Source organism: Cellvibrio sp. GW822-FHT04B05 (assembly GCF_058800985.1).
The window spans coordinates 414,646-430,921 of record NZ_JBXAMU010000005.1 but is presented as its reverse complement, the minus strand read 5'-3'; the positions used below and the strand labels follow the sequence as shown (position 1 = coordinate 430,921).

Here is a 16,276-nt window from a genome sequence, read left to right as displayed (position 1 = left end):
TGAGTCGCGCACAGCCCCAAGCCCGATCATCAGGTAATTTAATTCATGTCTACTCTCTCCTTGTTTGATAATTTTCCGCCAGAAATTGAACAGCTGCGCCAGGAAATTCGTCATCACAATTATCGTTACTATGCTTTGGATGATCCGCAAATTACCGATGCGGATTATGATCGTTTAATGCAGCGTTTGCGTCAGTTGGAAGAACAATATCCAGAATCAGTTACGCCAGATTCACCTACCCAGCGCGTTGGTGCAACACCTTTATCCGCATTTCAAACTGTTGTTCATGAAATGCCAATGCTCTCATTGGATAATGCGTTTAGTGATGATGATTTGCTCGCCTTTAATCAGCGCATACAAGACCGTTTAAAAACCGCGGATGATATTGAGTATGCCTGCGAACTAAAGCTTGATGGTATTGCTGTAAGTTTGTTGTATCGTGCGGGCCTGCTTGTTCGCGGCGCAACTCGTGGTGATGGTACTAACGGTGAAGACATAACGCAAAATGTGCGCACTATTAATTCGATTCCATTGCGATTGCTTGGTAGTGGTTATCCTGCCGTGCTTGAAGTTCGTGGTGAAATTTATATACCCAAGGCAGGTTTTGACGCGCTAAATGAAAAGGCACGTGCTGCCGAAGAAAAGTTATTTGTAAATCCACGTAATGCTGCAGCCGGTTCTTTGCGTCAGTTAGATGCGAGTATCACTGCAAGCCGCCCTTTGGAAATGTGTGCATATAGCGTGGGCTGGGTTGATGGTGGTGAGTTACCGCCTACGCATAGTGGGATTTTGACTGCTCTAAAAACCTGGGGGTTTTTGACCAATCGTGAAACCGACGTGGCGAAAAATATTCATCAAGCCATAGAGTTTTACCGCAGGATTGGTGAAAAACGCGATGCATTAGCCTACGACATCGATGGCATTGTTTTTAAAGTTAACTCGCGTCAGTTGCAGGATGCATTAGGTTTTATTTCACGTGCGCCGCGCTGGGCAATTGCTTATAAATTTCCTGCGCAAGAAGAATCTACCAGGTTACTTGGTGTTGAGTTCCAGGTCGGCAGAACGGGTGCAGTTACTCCGGTAGCACGTTTGCAGCCTGTGTTTGTAGGTGGTGTTACTGTTTCAAATGCGACCTTGCACAATCGCGATGAAATCAATCGCCTCGGAATAAAAATTGGTGACACGGTAATTATTCGCCGTGCAGGCGATGTAATTCCCCAAATAGTGCAAGTGGTGGAAGCGAAGCGCCCGTCAGATGCGCGCGATATTATTTTCCCGGAGCATTGTCCTGTCTGTAATTCTCCTGTCGAGACGGTTGCTGATGAAGCAGTTGCGCGTTGCTCGGGTGGTTTGGTATGTGCGGCGCAACGCAAAGAAGCTATTAAACATTTTGTTTCACGTAAGGCCATGAATGTGGAGGGGCTTGGTGATAAGTTAGTGGAACAATTGGTCGATCTTGGATTAGTCAATAATCTCGCTGATATCTATTCGCTGACTCGCGAACAATTGGCCGCTATGGAGCGTATGGGCGATAAATCGGCAGACAACATTCTGACTGCATTGGAAAATTCCAAAAAAACGACCTTAGCAAAATTTATTTATGCGTTGGGTATTCGTGAAGTAGGTGAAGCTACTGCCAGAAATTTTGCCAATTATTTTGGCAGTTTTGAAATGTTAGCTGAAGCAGATCAAGACAGGCTTCAGCGTGTTCCTGATGTCGGCCCAGTAGTTGCACATTTCGTTGCCGAGTTTTTCGAACAGGAATCCAATCGTATCGCTGTGGAAGCACTGCGATCTGCTGGAATTCAGTGGGATAATATTGAAGTCGCCAGCCCCGAGGCATTACCCTTAAATGGTCTTACTTATGTATTGACTGGCACACTTGAAGCATTGTCTCGCGATGATGCGAAGGCTCATCTGCTGGCATTGGGTGCAAAGGTTGCCGGTAGTGTGTCCACCAAAACTGATTACGTTGTTGCGGGTCCGGGAGCTGGATCCAAACTGGCCAAAGCTGAAGAGCTTGGATTAAAGGTTATGGACGAAGCAGCTCTAATTGAATTACTGCGCGAACACGGGCGGCAACTCTAATGATCTATTCTTTCTGTAAATTGCTGTTATTGGGTTTACTGCTGGCGCTGGCTGGTTGTTCCAGTTTGCCGCCGTCTAATCCAAATAATCTATGCGATATTTTTGATGAGAAAACATCCTGGTACAAGGATGCAAAAAAAGCTGAAAGGCGTTGGGGTTCTTCGGTTCCGGTCATGATGTCGATCATGTATCAGGAATCCCAGTTCAAGCATAATGCGCGCACGCGACGAACTAAAATCCTGTGGATTTTCCCTGGACCACGATTAAGTGATGCTTATGGATATCCGCAAGCAAAGAATGCAGTGTGGAGCGAATATCAGGATCAGGGCGGGAGCAGTTTTGCCCGACGCGATAATTTTGGTGATGCGATAGATTTTATTGGTTGGTATAACAAGCAAAGCCAAAAGCGCAGTCGTATTGCATTAAATGATGGATACAACTTGTACCTTGCTTATCATGAAGGTCATGGTGGTTATAATCGTGGAACCTATCGCCAAAAAAATTGGTTGATGAACACCGCGAGCAAAGTAGAAGGACGTGCTCAGCAATATGAGAATCAGCTGCTTCGTTGTGAAGAGCGATTTAAAGGCAGTTGGTGGTGGCCGTTTTAGCATTACTCGAATAAATAGAAATTTACGTCGATTATTAATGTCGGAGTAGGTATGGATCAAGAATCAATTGTGTACGGTTGTATTAAGGATGTATCACCGTCGATGGCAGAATCTGAACGTATTCGTGTGAATCGAGATGCGATGTTGTCATTACCGCACGCAGATGAATGGCCTTTTCTCAGTCAGGAAATGTTTTCTATTCCAAGTGCTGATTCACCGTTTTTTAATTATCAAACCGAAGTTATGCATTTTGGTGCTTCCTACAAAGCAGTTGAGTACGAATGGGATCAATGGATCGCACAATTTGAATCCTTGCTCAGCAGAATGTATTGGGTTTCGGCAACGGTGCATTTGGAAACAGAATTATCTGGCACCCACACATTTACCTGGGAAGCTGGTGGTAACTATCACAAGCCTGGTTCGGGTGATATGCGTGTACGCTGCGAGTGGAGCCATGAAGGTTCGCTAGGTTTATAATTTTTAGTATTTATTGAATAGGCATGTATTTATGCAAATCCCTTTAACTGCACCGGATTTTCGTTTTCGTCGTCTGCGCAAAACCGGCGCATTGCGCGAGTTAGTGCGTGAAACCCATGTGCGGATGAGTGACTTTATTCTGCCTATTTTTATTGAAGAGGGAATTACCCAGCCAGTTGAAATTAAATCCATGCCGGATGTTTATCGCTATCCGGAAACCCGGCTTGCTGAATTAATCACCCGCGCGTGGAGTAAAGGTATCAAAGCAGTGATTTTGTTTGGTGTCTCCACCCACAAGGATCAAGATGGCTCCGATACCTGGTGTGAACATGGTTTGTTAGCACGTATGATTCGCACTGCAAAACAGGCCCAACCTGAAATGCTGGTCATTAGTGATAATTGTTTCTGTGAATATACCGAGCATGGTCACTGTGGTGTCGTTGCGCATGATGATGTTGATAATGATGAGACGCTTGCTAACCTGCAAAAGCAAGTTATAGTCGCCGCACAAGCGGGTGTCGATATGATTGCACCCTCCGGCATGATGGACGGCATGATCAGCGCGATTCGCGAAGCGCTGGATACCGCGGGTTTTACTCATATTCCAGTGATGTCTTACTCCACTAAATTTGCCTCTGCTTTTTATGGTCCGTTCAGGGATGCGGTTGATAGTAGTTTTAAAGGTTCGCGTAATACTTATCAGATGGACCCTGCAAACGCGCGCGAAGCGCTTGCTGAATCTATGCAGGATGAAGCCGAGGGCGCTGATATTTTGATGGTAAAACCAGGCATCGCTTATCTGGATGTGCTCGCCCACATTCGCGCAAATTCTGCGCGGCCACTGGCGGTTTATCATGTAAGTGGTGAATACGCGATGATTAAAGCTGCCACTGCTGCTGGGGTGATTGATGAAAAAGCCATTGTGCTGGAAACGATGACCGCATTCAAACGCGCCGGTGCTGATTTGATTATTACCTATTATGCAGAAAAACTGGCGGAGTGGCTGCCAGCATAATTATAAATTCTGTGTGTTGCACGCAGCCTGGTTGACTCGTTTTATTCTTGTGAAAATTCCCGATGTTTTTTAGCGATTCCCGCCAGCACTTTTTCAATCCACTCACGGGAAAATACCGTGAGTTGGTAGCGGAGTGTCTGCGCCTGTTATACCAACGCCTCTACACCGATTTACGCGATTATGGTCACGCCATGAATCGCGAACAATTGGTGGATATTTTTAAAGAGGCAATTGCTCGTGCACCTATTCTTGATGCTGATGCCAGTGATGATGATACTGGCGAAGGTCGCTTCAAAACCCAACGCGATCTCGCCAGTTTTATTATTAATCGTTTGATTGAAAATGGTTGGTTGGAAAAACAGGTAGATGAAACCAACTTGCAAAGCAGCTATGGCTTTAGTCGAATGGGACGTTTGTTCACCCAGCCATTTGCTGACAATGATGCCAATCAATTCCGCACCCGTAATCGTAATACGCGCAACACGCGTAATAGCCTGCAAGCTTTTTATGAACAAGGTGAAATTAATGATTTGCTTGATGCTTATGAATATTCCGAGCGGATTATCAGTGATTTTACCGATGTGATTGCCGAGTTAGAGGAGCGCAAGCGTCAGTTGGTGCGCGAAGTAGAATCGCGTCAGTTAATCCAGCAAGCGAGCGATGAGTTCTTTGACTTCATGGAAACGGTATTCAAACCGGATTTGGAAGTGCGTTTGTCGGCCGATAGCGTAGAAAAATATCGTGATCAAATTTCCGACATCATCACTAAAATTCGGCGCAAACGTAAATACGGTTTGGGCGATGCCGAAACTGCGGCAAAAGATTGGCGAGCGGTAATGGAAATTCGCCTGCGTAAAGCCTTGCCACAAAAAGTGGTGCCCGGCATTTCATTGCTGGAAACGTTGCTGCAAACTATTGATTCACGCTTAAAAAATGCCTGCGACATTATGTTGCCTGCTTTGCGTCGGGCATTGAATACGTTTACGCAACGTGCGGATATTATTATTCGTCAGCTCAGCTACATTAATAGTCGCGGGCATGATGATTTGATGGATATCTATCGGTCATTGGGAAATTTAACTGCTGATCAGCAGGATCAAGTACTGCTGAAGCAGGGCGAGGCAATTGCCAGTATCCAAATGGGATTTGTTGATCCCGCGCAAATTCAATTGCGGGCACCGCGTAATATCCAAATTGTACGTTCCATGCTCGATGAAGATAAAGCCCTTGATGCCGAAGCGCAAAAGGCACTTTTTGTACAGCAGGCCTTGGATAAAGCATTTATTTTGCAATCCAGTAGTTTGCGTGATTATGTACACACCGCATTAGTGCAAAAAGGACAAATCAAAAGCAGTGAATTGCAGGCGAAAAATATGCAAGAGCTGCTGAATTTATCCCATGCAATAGAAGTGGGCGCGGCGGCAAATCTGTCGTCACGCTATCACTTTTCGATATTACAAAATGCCGACTGGTTGCACTCGCAACCGCTAGTCAATAGCGATAAATATTTTAAACAGCGCGATGAGTTTGTCATTAGCTTGATCGACGACGGTAAAGAAAATGAATGATCAATTAAGCTCGATCCTGCGAGAGCAATTGGAAAAGTATAACCTTACCCTGGATAACTGGCGTGAGTTGGTGCAACGGTTGTTGGATTACGGTGTACTTTGCCGTGATGACAGTCAGGTAGAGGCAGAACTTTATGACCGCTTTGTACGTGTCCATGAATTGGTGAATGATTACCTGAGTCTGATGGGTGTGCGTTTCCAGCATGACAGTCATTTTCGCTTTGTGCGAATCCTGCCGCCCGGAGCACGCTTGCCTGGTATGGATGACGAAAGTGATGAACCATTCAACGCAGGTTTGCGCAGCCGGTTAAACCAGCACGAAGTTGCATTGGTGTTGGTGTTGCGTGCTGAATACGACAAAGCATTGCGTGAGGGCAGTATTGATGAGCAAGGTTGCGCTACGCTATCGCTCGAAGCTATCGCAATGGCGATGAAAAGTTTGTTGCGTCGTAGTCTGCCGGAAAATTTAGGTGAGCGCCGTCAGGCATTCAAGCGTCTTCGTCAGCTACGCCTGATTAATTTTTTTGCTGAGTCCGATATTGATTCCAGTGAAAGCTGGATCAAAATTCGTCCGCTGATTATCAACCTTGTCAATAACGAATGGCTTGAGCAAATCCGCAACCATCTTGCTGAAAATTTGTTGTTGGTTGATGAAGAAATCGAAGAGCAAGAACAAGATGAATCTACAGAACCAAAATCGCGTAAATCCACTCCGCATTTGAACCGTTCGCTTTTTGCGGCTGAAGAATAGTTATGTATCTCAAAAAATTTATTTATGTGAACTGGGGTAATGTTCCCAATACCGAATTTGATTTCGGTCCGATCAATTTATTTTCGGGCGGTAATGGCTCCGGTAAAACGACGGCGGCAGATGCAATCCAGACCGTCATGACCGCAGCGCACGATAATCTGTTTCATTTTAACCCGGGGCAAGATGAATCCAGTCAACGCGGTCGCGGTGGCAAACTGGTGCGTACGCTTGCATCCTATGTATTGGGGTGTGATGACGGTGCTTACTCGCGCCCGCAAGGTTGCGATGGATATTTGGCTGCGGTGTTTTATCCCACCCACGGTGAAAATGGCGAGCCATTTACCGCGTTGATTGGTATGCGCGCCTTTTTGGAAACAACCGGGCAAGGTGCATCGCTACAAAAAGTAGCGCGTCTTGATGATACCCAATTTTATATTTTGAGTGATGTTGAACTCAGTTTAAAAGATCTGCTGAAAGAAGAGAAAACCCATAAGTACGTGGTGCCGTTGGATAAACTCTATGCCGGTCTGCGCCGCCAATACGGTCAGATGCAAGTAGAAAAATACGATAAAAAGAAATCTTACTTGTGCCGTTTGTATGGCATTTTGCGTGGCAGGAAAGATGCTATTTCCGAACGCGAATCAATGAATGCTGCGCGTGCATTTTCACGTTTTATGGCCTACAAACCGATCAAAGGTATCGATGAGTTTGTAGCCAATGAAATCCTTGAATATCGCGATCTGGGTGAAGCGATCCGCACTGTTTCTACTATGCTAAAACGAATCCATACTATGGAAGCGGATGCACGTACGCTGCGCCAGGGTATTGAACGCATGGCGCAGGGGCGTCAGTGGTCCGATAACTTTATCGCCAATTGGCTGGAACAGCAGGTGCTGCAATACTCAGTTGCCAAACGCCGTTATACCGATTCGCAAGCCTTATACCTTGAAGCAAAACACAAGCAACAATTGTTGCGCGAAAACTCGGCAACTCATCAACAGACCTTGGCCGCTTGCGAAGCGCGCCGCGATGAAATCAATCAATTGATTCTGGCCGCGACTGCACGCCGCTTGGGTGTGCCTGCGCTGCGTGATAAAGATCAATTGGAGCAAGAGAGGCTCGCACAAGAAAAGCAAATCCAGTTGCAAGTACCGGAACTGCGTAAGCAGCACCAGCAATTGCAAACCAATCTGGATGCCGCGCAGCAGTTTGCACAGGCACTGCGTCAAACATCAATTGCGGTGGAGCTGCCGGTATTAAAGGATTCCGGTTTGTCTAATTTGGTAAAAAATTTGTGCAATGAGACGGATACTCTCGACATTCACCAATTATTAAATCGCGATCTTATTGACGTAAGCCCGCTTGAGCCGCAGCTTGCCGTGGTGCTTGAGGTGCAGAAGCATCACAATGCATTTGTTGCAAGCTTATTTGAGCTTGATGTTAATGCCGGTGCTATACGCATGAATCTGCGCGACCAATTGGCGCAGGAACGGGATAAACGCAAAGTGCAAGTTGAGCGTTTGCAAAAACAGACAGAAGTGAAACGCCGTGAAATCCAAATGCTGGAATCGCGTCAAGTCAGTTATCCCGGTTTTGTTCGCGCGGCCCTGGATGCTATTGCTGCACAGTGCCCCAAGGCAGATGCGCGCGTGCTTTGTGATTATGTAGATGTTGTCGATCGCGAATGGCAAGCGGCCATTGAGGGTTATATAGGCGCTGCCCGCTTCGGGATCATCGTTGAAGCAGAATATGAAGCCGAAGCGATTGCGATAGTGCGCAATATGGCGGGGCAGGGAAATCGCGCGCGTATTATCCAGGGTGAAAAAGCGCGTAAGGATTTGGATAAAAGCAGTGATCCTGCGGCTAACTCTATTATTCAAGTGATGAATTTTTGCCACGCCACGGCTGAGGCTTATATCAAAGCCAGTTACGGCAATGTACAGCGCGTAGAAAACGCCAAGGAACTGAAAAATACTCGCCGTGGTATTACGAAAGATGCAATGGGGTCAGGTAACTACGCCATGTTTCGCTGCGATATGGCTGACTCTGAGTTAGTGTTTGGTCAAGGTGCTCGCGAACGCGCGCTTGATGCAAAACGCAATGAGTTCCATGCGTTGGTTAGCGAGTGGCAAGCTGTAACTACTTATGCAGGAGAAACACAGGATTTGTTATTGGCGATTGATAAACTTAAGCCGCTTGTTTATGCCGAGACGTTGCAATCCATGCTCGCCGCGCAAACCAAAATTCAGGCCATTGACTCCAAATTACAGCAATTGGATTTAAGTGATACCAAAGCCCTGGAAGCTGAACTGCAAGAGTTGCAGGCGCGCTTACAAGGGCAGAATCAAGAATACGCGCGCTTGAATAATGCCCAGGTAGATTGTCGCGCGGAACTGAAATTGGCAGATAATCTTTGCCACAAGCTTGATTCCGAACAAGATAAAATCCTTGTGCAGGCTGATACTTGCGAAACCAACGTGCAAGGTATTACTGCTTTTTGGCCGGAGTTTAATGCTGATGTCCGTTTGCAATCGGCTGACGAAGCGGTAGCACAGCACACTGTACAATATTTTGATACACAACTCGCCGGAGTGAATGCAGAATTAAAAACGATTTTGCATCGCCTGCAACAAGCCGCCATGGTGCACAATCAATTTTGCGCTACCAGTGATGCAATATTATTTGATATTGATTACAACGACGATTTGGGTAGTGCAAACTTCCGCGCTATCTGCGACATGCGTCGCCAGTTTGATGCGCTTTATAATCGCGATAAAAACCATATCCTTGCCCAGCGTCATCAAGAGATTGAATCCTTGCGCGAAAGTTTCAATAACGCGTTTGTAACCAATCTCTGCCATTCGATTTATCAGGCAATTAATGACGGCAAAAAAATCCTCGAAGAATTAAACAAAGAGCTGGAGCATCACCGTTTCGGCGCTGACCGTGAGCGTTTCCGTTTCGATTGGGAATGGGTACCGGAATTCAAGGAATATTGGCAATTTTTTAAAGCGGTAATTGATAGCCCGAGTCTCGATGAAGGCGAAACCCTGTTCAATATGAGGCTGGATGAAAAGCATCAGCGTGTACGTGAGCGATTAATGGCGATGCTGTTGGATGAAGATGAACAAAAAGCATTACGAGAATTAACACGTATTGCCGACTACCGCAATTATCGCCGCTATGAGATTTACAAAGAGCCGGAAGGAAAAGCTCCAATTGCGTTGAGTCAATACGGCACCGGTTCCGGCGGCCAGTTGGAAACGCCAGCTTATATTATTCGCAGTGCGGCAATTACCTCGGCATTTCGTTTTAACGAGGGCAATAGCCACTTGCGTATGGTGTTGGTGGATGAAGCTTTCTCCAAAATGGATGAGCATCGCTCGCGCGAAGTGATTAACTATCTGACGGAGAGCCTTGGTTTGCAATTGTTGTTCATAATGCCGAGCAGTAAATCCGGTCCGTTCATGGATTTGATTTCCAACCAGTTTGTGTTCAGCAAATGCCCAACGGCAGAACCGGTTGGTGAATTAAAGAGCCGTGTGATGCTTGATCGCCAGGTGTGTGATCAGTATAAAATTAAAAAGCTGATGGCTAACCATCGGCGTGCAATTCGGCAGCAAGCAGCCTTGGATTTTATGTTAGAAGTGGAAGGTTAAATATTAGCGATGCGGGCTCCCTAGTCCGCATCGCCAAGTTTAACTTGCGGAAAAAAACGCGTTATTTTTTTGATTAATTTATCATGCTCGATGGGTTTGACGATGTAATCATCAACCCCTTCATCAATCGCGGCGCGGATCAGTTTTGCTTCAGTCACTCCAGTCGCTAACATAAACACTGTTCCTAGATAGCGTTCAGCGGCGCGCATTGCATTGTGCACATCAAGCCCGGTTTTGGTCGGCATGTGCCAATCGCAAATCACCAGGTCGTATACCGGGTTTGCCTCATACATCATCCCGATACCTTTCATTCCATCATTAGCGAAATCAATTAGGTAGATACCTGCGGTTCGCAGATAGGCACTGATCAGCTCGCAGATTAATTGGTCATCGTCCACCAGAAGTACGCGAATTTGCGCTGGTGAGAGCTCCTGCCTACGCCCAAAGGTAGCTTGGCGGATAGGGGATATAGTGGGTTGTGAGATGTAGTGGTTGACTTGTTCGCGTGGTGGTTCATCGCCACCTGTATCGCGCAGTTGGGCGGTTATCTTCGCCAGTGAGGACTCAATTGTTTGCAGGGTTCGTTCGTTTTGCGCTTTGGTGCCAGCCAGTTCGGGTTTATGAATGTTTTTGGTGAGCCACTCTCGTCGCTGCAGTAGTGTTTGGCCGATAACCTGGAGTTCTTGCCTGCTGAACATAAAAAACCTATGCATCTGCGTAATTGACCCGCACCTCAGTGTGGGTCTGGAGAAAAATAGCTTCTTACAATATAGTCCAGACTTCCCGTTTCGCCGAAACTGATTGAAGGAATTTTGCTGTGTCCCAACTTGATCAATTCATTTCCCGTCTCGAACAATTAGTTGAACGTGTCGAGGCGATATTGCCCGCAAAAAAGCCTGATATCGACTGGAGCGCCAGCGCCTTTCGTTGGCGTACCTCAGCCGGTGGCAATAGCTACTTGCAGGCGGTTAAGCATCCGCATCGTATCAGTTTGGATGCACTTAAAAATATCGAGACCCAAAAGCAATCTATCGTCCGGAATACGGCCCAGTTCGTTGCCGGGCGCGACGCTAACAATGTGTTGCTGACTGGCGCCCGAGGCACCGGCAAATCCACCTTGATCAAGGCTGTGTGGACGGAATTTGCGGAGCAGGGCCTGAAAATCATCGAAGTAGATAAAACCGATCTATTGGCGCTTGCTGATATTGTCGATTTGGTGGGCGAACGAACTGAAAAATTCATCATCTTTTGCGACGATCTGTCATTCGAAGAGGGCGAGATTAGCTATAAGGCCTTGAAATCGGTGCTGGATGGATCTATTTCCGCGCCCAGTGCGAATATGTTGTTCTATGCCACCAGCAACCGCCGGCATCTGTTGCCGCAGAAAATGCGCGAGAACCTGGAGGTGAGTTATGAAGATGGTGAGGTTCGCCCCAATGATGCTATTGAAGAGAAGGTTTCACTGTCCGAGCGATTCGGTTTGTGGCTGAGCTTCTATCCCTTTTCGCAAGATGATTATTTGGCCGCAGCCCACCATTGGGTAGTCCATTTGGGCGGACAGTGGAACGAAGCGACCGAACAAGCGGCGCTCTTGTGGCACAGAACCCGGGGTGCGCGCAGTGGCCGCGTTGCATGGCAATTTGCAAAAGATTACGTCGGTCGCTATCTATAACGGTGATTGGGGTAAATCATTCGCTTCCTTGAGCACAGCACCAGGCTGCAGGTTACCTTACCAATAGGAATTAAATCAGGAGTTCAATGATGCATTCAGGACAAGCCAGCCTGCGCAACGCGCCTTTGGAGCCCCAGGCTAATTTGACCAATGATGTCCATCCTTTTTTTATGCGTACGCCCAATCTGCGTGATGCGAATGAGTCCAGCTTCCGACGCGTGTTACGTAACTATTTTGTCAGCACCTTTGATCGTTATGAGTCATTGTTTGAATGCCTTGCGAGTGATCAGGCTTTTTACACCAAATCGATTAGCCTGCGTCATCCGCTGATTTTTTATTTCGGACATACCGCGACTTTTTTCGTCAATAAATTATTACTGACCCGCATGATCAGCGAGCGCATCAACCAGCGTTTTGAATCCATGTTCGCAGTGGGAGTGGATGAGATGAGTTGGGATGACCTCAATGATTCCAGCTATCAATGGCCCACGCCCGCAGCAGTAAAAGCCTATCGCAATAAAGTCCGTGCATTGGTAGTAGATCTTATCGATAACGCGCCCTTAAACATGCCTGTTGATTGGAATAATCCCTGGTGGGCGATCATCATGGGCATCGAGCATGAACGAATTCATCTGGAAACATCTTCCGTTTTAATTCGCCAGCACAAATTGGAATTCGTAAAAAATTCACCTGGATGGAAACCCAATCATGTGACCGGTGTTGCACCGCGTAATGAATTGGTAAAAGTAAGTGCGGGGCATGTGTATTTAGTGAAAGAAAAATCCGATCCGCATTATGGTTGGGATAATGAATACGGTACACATGAAGCCGAAGTGTCTGCATTTGAGGTTGCCAAATTTTTGGTAAGCAACCAGGAGTTTTTGCAATTTGTAGAGGCGGGCGGTTATTTGAATTCCCATCACTGGGAGGAAGAGGGTAAAGGCTGGCTTGCATTTACCAAAGCGCAACATCCAACCTTTTGGGTCAAGAAAACCAACGGTTGGTATTTGCGTTTAATGACTGAAGAAGTTGCTATGCCGTGGGATTGGCCAGTGGAAGTGAATTATCACGAGGCCAAAGCATTTTGTAACTGGAAAAAATCGGAAACCGGTAAACCGGTGCGATTACCTACAGAAGATGAATGGTATCGTTTGTATGATATTGCTGGTCTAAATGATGTCACCGGGCAAGTTGCCAATGCCAATATTCATTTGGATCACGGTGCGTCTCCTGCTCCGGTAAATCAATTTGCCCATGGCGATTTTTTTGATGTGGTGGGTAACGTATGGCAATGGACAGAAACACCGATCTATCCGTTTGAAGGTTTTGAAGTTCATGCCATTTATGATGATTTCACCACACCCACATTCGACGAGCGCCACAATTTAATTAAAGGCGGCTCCTGGATTTCCTGCGGCAATGAAAGTTTGCGCTCATCGCGCTATGCATTCCGTCGCCATTTTTTTCAACATGCGGGCTTTCGTTATGTTGTCTCCGGAGAAATAAAACCTGTGCCCAGTTCCCATTACGAAACTGATAAATTAGTGTCGGAATACGCTGAATTCCATTACGGCGATGAATATTTCGGCGTGCCCAATTTTTCCAAAGCCTTAGCCGATGCGGCGATAGAAGTATTGGTCGATAAACCTAAACGCACAGCGCTGGATTTAGGTTGTGCAACCGGTCGTGCAACCTTTGAATTAGCGCGTGCTTTTGATCAAGTCACCGGTGTGGATTTCTCTGCACGTTTTATCAACCTCGGCGTACAGCTTGCTAGTGGTGACACACTTCGCTACACGCTTGCAGATGAAGGTGAACTTGTCTCTTATAAATCACGCTCGCTAGCTGATTTAGGTTTAGAGGAAACCAAAGGCAAAGTTGAATTTTCCCAAGGTGATGCTTGTAATCTTAAGTCCGTTTTCACCGGCTACGATTTCATCCTCGCCGCAAACTTAATCGATCGTCTCTATAATCCAGCAAAGTTTCTCAACGCAATCCACGAACGCCTGAACATCGGCGGCGTCCTTATGCTTGCCTCGCCATATACCTGGTTAACTGAACACACTCCGCGTGAAGATTGGATTGGTGGATTTAAAAAAGACGGTGAAAGTTTCACTACTTTAGATGGCTTGCATGAGCATTTGGATAAGCATTTCCGCTTGATTCAAGGGCCGCAGGAAGTACCGTTTGTTATCCGCGAGACCAAGCGTAAGTTTCAGCATACGCTTTCAGAGATTACGTTTTGGGAACGGGTTGAGTAACTCTTTGGTTGCTCTTACTCCAACTTATCTGACGTTATCAGACAATAAATATTGCTATCTTCAGCCTGATCGAAATCAGGCTAAAGATAAATATGAAAACCTAATCCTATAACGCCCCGGCTTCATTCCCCACTGAAGATCACATTCTTGATTTGTTATTTCCATCAGCAGATATCCATCAGTCTATTCAGAATTCATCAAAAATACCGTGTGATTGCGATGCAGATTTGGTCGTGATTAATAGTCGTTGATGAAAGGAAATATATTTGTAAGATAAATTGGAGGTGGTAATGGTCAAGTTCAAAATGATTGCGCAATTTTTGGCATAAAATTAGTTATTGCTTTACTTTTCTTAATTAATTGTTACTCTACGCGCCAATATTTGCATGTTTAATAGGAATATTTATTACTGGTTGTATGGATCAAGGGATCAAGGGATACATAAGTGGCGGTCATAACATTTCAATGCAGAATCTTGGTTAAGTATTCAATCTCTGCTTTTATAATAACCTTACTAATTATACGTGGCAGTTGGGCAGAGTCAGTGGAATGCCCTGCCTCTGCTGATTATTTGTCGGAACTCAAGCGCTTTACTTCGTCCCTGCGCGTCGAGCAAGATTATTCTTGCCTTACCAATTATCCTTCTATTAGTCCAAAAATCAAAACGTATCAATTAGTTGACGTACGAAAAAATACTGATTTTCAAGTCGAGCAAGCGTGGATTATTCCCACTGATGAATTAAAACATAAAACCTTCTTAAACAATCGCCCGCTATTGCTTTTAAACGATGGCTTTAGTCGAGTGAGTTTGGCCTCCGATTGCGCATTGCTTAAAAAAGCAGGCTTCACTGATGTGAAAATGCTGATTGGTGGGGCATCGCTCTGGCGTCAGGCATCCCTCAAAGCAAAACCTCCTGCAACCCCGCAATTCGTACCTGCCCGCAACGTCATTACAGAATATTTTAATGGGCGGGTTTCAATTATTTCAGCATCTGAAAAAATCTCTGAAAAGCTTAAAAAAATAGGTATTGTCAAGTTCCATACGCTTGGGAGTGATCAGTTTTCAGCTGTCTCGGATCTTGTTGTAAGTACGAGTAATGGTGGTTTTGACCCCGTTGTTTATATTGGTGATTCACAATCAAAGTTGGATTTTAACAATCAACAAACATTACCGAATTTATATCAGTTACAAGGCGGAATCGATGGACTGGTTGCACAATTAAACAATGATGTATTGATTGAGGCTTCGCGTGAAACCCCTCAGGGAATTCCATTCTGTGCAAAATAGAAAATTTTTACTTCGCCAATCAGCAAATCTTATAGGGCTATTAGCAATAGCCTTGTACTTACTATTTTATTTTTTCTACCCGGATTCTGAGAATCAATATTCGACAATTTCAAAAACCTTGAGGTTCAATTACATATTGAATAATACCTCCGGCGAATTTATTTCCCATGCTGATTTTTCTATAAAAATACCCATGTCGATTGGTGCCATACAACAGGTGGAATCTATCAGTTCCAGCCATAAAAATGAATTAATACAAAAAAATAGCGGTGCGCAAAGCATTATTTTTTCTATAGATAATATCTCTCCCTACTCTTCAAAAGTGATTGACCTTACCTTGGTGGTTAACATAAGTGATCGACCCAAATACGAACGCATAAATGTCGCTGATTATCTCACGGCCGAAAAGTATATTGAGTTGGATTCACCTGCTATCAAAGCGCTTGCAGCACAGCTAAAAGGATCTTCGTCAGAGGAAACCGCAAGAAATATCTATGAGTGGCTTGTTAATAACGTTACTTCCTCCAGTTATACGGCGGATAGTAAAGGTGCTCAATATCTTGTTGAGAAAAACTCTGGTGATTGTACGGAATTTATGTACGCATTTGTTGCGCTTGCGCGTGCAAATGGATTGCCGGCGAGAGGTGTAAATGGATTTTGGGTGCCCACTGAAAGCACGATTGTTAATGCGGCCGATTATCACGACTGGGCTGAGTTTTATGATGGGAAGCGGTGGATTTTAGTGGATACTTATAAAAGGCATTTTGATCAAAATTACGAACAATATGTGATTTTTTCACTTAATCCTTCTTTAAGGGATTTCAGGTTTTCATTGTCAAATAAAAATATTATTGCAAGTTTTAACTAATTAATTTTTTGGATAAAT

At 45.4% G+C, this 16,276-nt stretch carries 12 protein-coding genes; 11 read left to right on the top strand and 1 reads right to left on the bottom strand.

Annotated features, from left to right (window positions below):
* The first annotated feature begins 45 nt into the window (after nt 1-45).
* The 7 genes from ligA (at nt 46) to AC1RJL_RS17540 (ending at nt 10,169) form a co-directional block, all read left to right on the top strand.
* Nucleotides 46-2,088, top strand: a complete 2,043-nt coding sequence (ligA, locus tag AC1RJL_RS17570) for an NAD-dependent DNA ligase LigA (protein WP_492916396.1) — start codon at nt 46-48, stop codon at nt 2,086-2,088.
* Nucleotides 2,088-2,699: a transglycosylase SLT domain-containing protein gene (locus AC1RJL_RS17565; RefSeq protein ID WP_492916394.1), complete on the top strand. Its 612-nt coding sequence runs from the start codon at nt 2,088-2,090 to the stop codon at nt 2,697-2,699. Before ligA ends, AC1RJL_RS17565 begins: the two co-directional genes overlap by 1 nt.
* Nucleotides 2,700-2,750: 51 nt before the next feature.
* A complete protein-coding gene (locus tag AC1RJL_RS17560) occupies nt 2,751-3,176 on the top strand; it encodes a hypothetical protein (RefSeq protein WP_492916392.1) in 426 nt (141 codons plus the stop codon).
* Between the two features lie 31 nt (nt 3,177-3,207).
* Nucleotides 3,208-4,191 (top strand): porphobilinogen synthase, encoded by a 984-nt coding sequence (gene hemB, locus AC1RJL_RS17555; RefSeq protein WP_492916390.1) that lies wholly within the window; start codon nt 3,208-3,210, stop codon nt 4,189-4,191.
* Nucleotides 4,192-4,253: 62 nt separating this feature from the next.
* Complete coding sequence (locus tag AC1RJL_RS17550) at nt 4,254-5,759, top strand: Wadjet anti-phage system protein JetA family protein (protein ID WP_492916388.1); 1,506 nt, start codon at nt 4,254-4,256, stop codon at nt 5,757-5,759.
* The gene (locus AC1RJL_RS17545; protein ID WP_492916386.1) at nt 5,752-6,510 is read left to right on the top strand and encodes a DUF4194 domain-containing protein; all 759 of its coding nucleotides are present in this window, start codon (nt 5,752-5,754) and stop codon (nt 6,508-6,510) included. The genes AC1RJL_RS17550 and AC1RJL_RS17545 overlap by 8 nt, the downstream gene beginning before the upstream one ends.
* 2 nt (nt 6,511-6,512) lie before the next feature.
* The gene (locus AC1RJL_RS17540; RefSeq protein ID WP_492916384.1) at nt 6,513-10,169 is read left to right on the top strand and encodes an ATP-binding protein; all 3,657 of its coding nucleotides are present in this window, start codon (nt 6,513-6,515) and stop codon (nt 10,167-10,169) included.
* A 20-nt stretch (nt 10,170-10,189) separates the two neighbouring features.
* Here AC1RJL_RS17540 and AC1RJL_RS17535 read toward each other — a convergent pair whose 3' ends face one another.
* The gene (locus tag AC1RJL_RS17535) at nt 10,190-10,867 is read right to left on the bottom strand and encodes a response regulator (protein WP_492916382.1); all 678 of its coding nucleotides are present in this window, start codon (nt 10,865-10,867) and stop codon (nt 10,190-10,192) included.
* Nucleotides 10,868-10,986: 119 nt separating this feature from the next.
* Here AC1RJL_RS17535 and AC1RJL_RS17530 point away from each other — a divergent pair, with 119 nt between their 5' ends.
* The 4 genes from AC1RJL_RS17530 to AC1RJL_RS17515 all read left to right on the top strand — a co-directional run bounded on the left by AC1RJL_RS17530 (nt 10,987) and on the right by AC1RJL_RS17515 (nt 16,258).
* On the top strand, nt 10,987-11,841 hold the full coding sequence (locus AC1RJL_RS17530) for an ATP-binding protein (RefSeq protein ID WP_492916380.1): 855 nt from the start codon (nt 10,987-10,989) through the stop codon (nt 11,839-11,841).
* Nucleotides 11,842-11,927: 86 nt separating this feature from the next.
* Nucleotides 11,928-14,102 carry a 5-histidylcysteine sulfoxide synthase gene (gene ovoA, locus AC1RJL_RS17525; protein ID WP_492916378.1) on the top strand — a complete coding sequence of 725 codons (2,175 nt, stop codon included), beginning with the start codon at nt 11,928-11,930 and terminating at the stop codon, nt 14,100-14,102.
* Between the two features lie 445 nt (nt 14,103-14,547).
* Nucleotides 14,548-15,390 carry a rhodanese-like domain-containing protein gene (locus AC1RJL_RS17520; protein WP_492916376.1) on the top strand — a complete coding sequence of 281 codons (843 nt, stop codon included), beginning with the start codon at nt 14,548-14,550 and terminating at the stop codon, nt 15,388-15,390.
* Nucleotides 15,380-16,258 carry a transglutaminase-like domain-containing protein gene (locus AC1RJL_RS17515; RefSeq protein WP_492916374.1) on the top strand — a complete coding sequence of 293 codons (879 nt, stop codon included), beginning with the start codon at nt 15,380-15,382 and terminating at the stop codon, nt 16,256-16,258. Before AC1RJL_RS17520 ends, AC1RJL_RS17515 begins: the two co-directional genes overlap by 11 nt.
* The last annotated feature ends 18 nt before the right edge of the window (nt 16,259-16,276 follow it).

Excerpts from the sequence above, each read along its gene's own strand:
- ligA (WP_492916396.1), top strand. The coding sequence starts at position 46 with ATGTCTACTCTCTCCTTGTTTGATAATTTTCCGCCAGAAATTGAACAG.
- AC1RJL_RS17565 (WP_492916394.1), top strand. The coding sequence starts at position 2,088 with ATGATCTATTCTTTCTGTAAATTGCTGTTATTGGGTTTACTGCTGGCG.
- AC1RJL_RS17560 (WP_492916392.1), top strand. The coding sequence starts at position 2,751 with ATGGATCAAGAATCAATTGTGTACGGTTGTATTAAGGATGTATCACCG.
- hemB (WP_492916390.1), top strand. The coding sequence starts at position 3,208 with ATGCAAATCCCTTTAACTGCACCGGATTTTCGTTTTCGTCGTCTGCGC.
- AC1RJL_RS17550 (WP_492916388.1), top strand. The coding sequence starts at position 4,254 with ATGTTTTTTAGCGATTCCCGCCAGCACTTTTTCAATCCACTCACGGGA.
- AC1RJL_RS17545 (WP_492916386.1), top strand. The coding sequence starts at position 5,752 with ATGAATGATCAATTAAGCTCGATCCTGCGAGAGCAATTGGAAAAGTAT.
- AC1RJL_RS17540 (WP_492916384.1), top strand. The coding sequence starts at position 6,513 with ATGTATCTCAAAAAATTTATTTATGTGAACTGGGGTAATGTTCCCAAT.
- AC1RJL_RS17535 (WP_492916382.1), bottom strand. The coding sequence starts at position 10,867 with ATGTTCAGCAGGCAAGAACTCCAGGTTATCGGCCAAACACTACTGCAG.
- ovoA (WP_492916378.1), top strand. The coding sequence starts at position 11,928 with ATGATGCATTCAGGACAAGCCAGCCTGCGCAACGCGCCTTTGGAGCCC.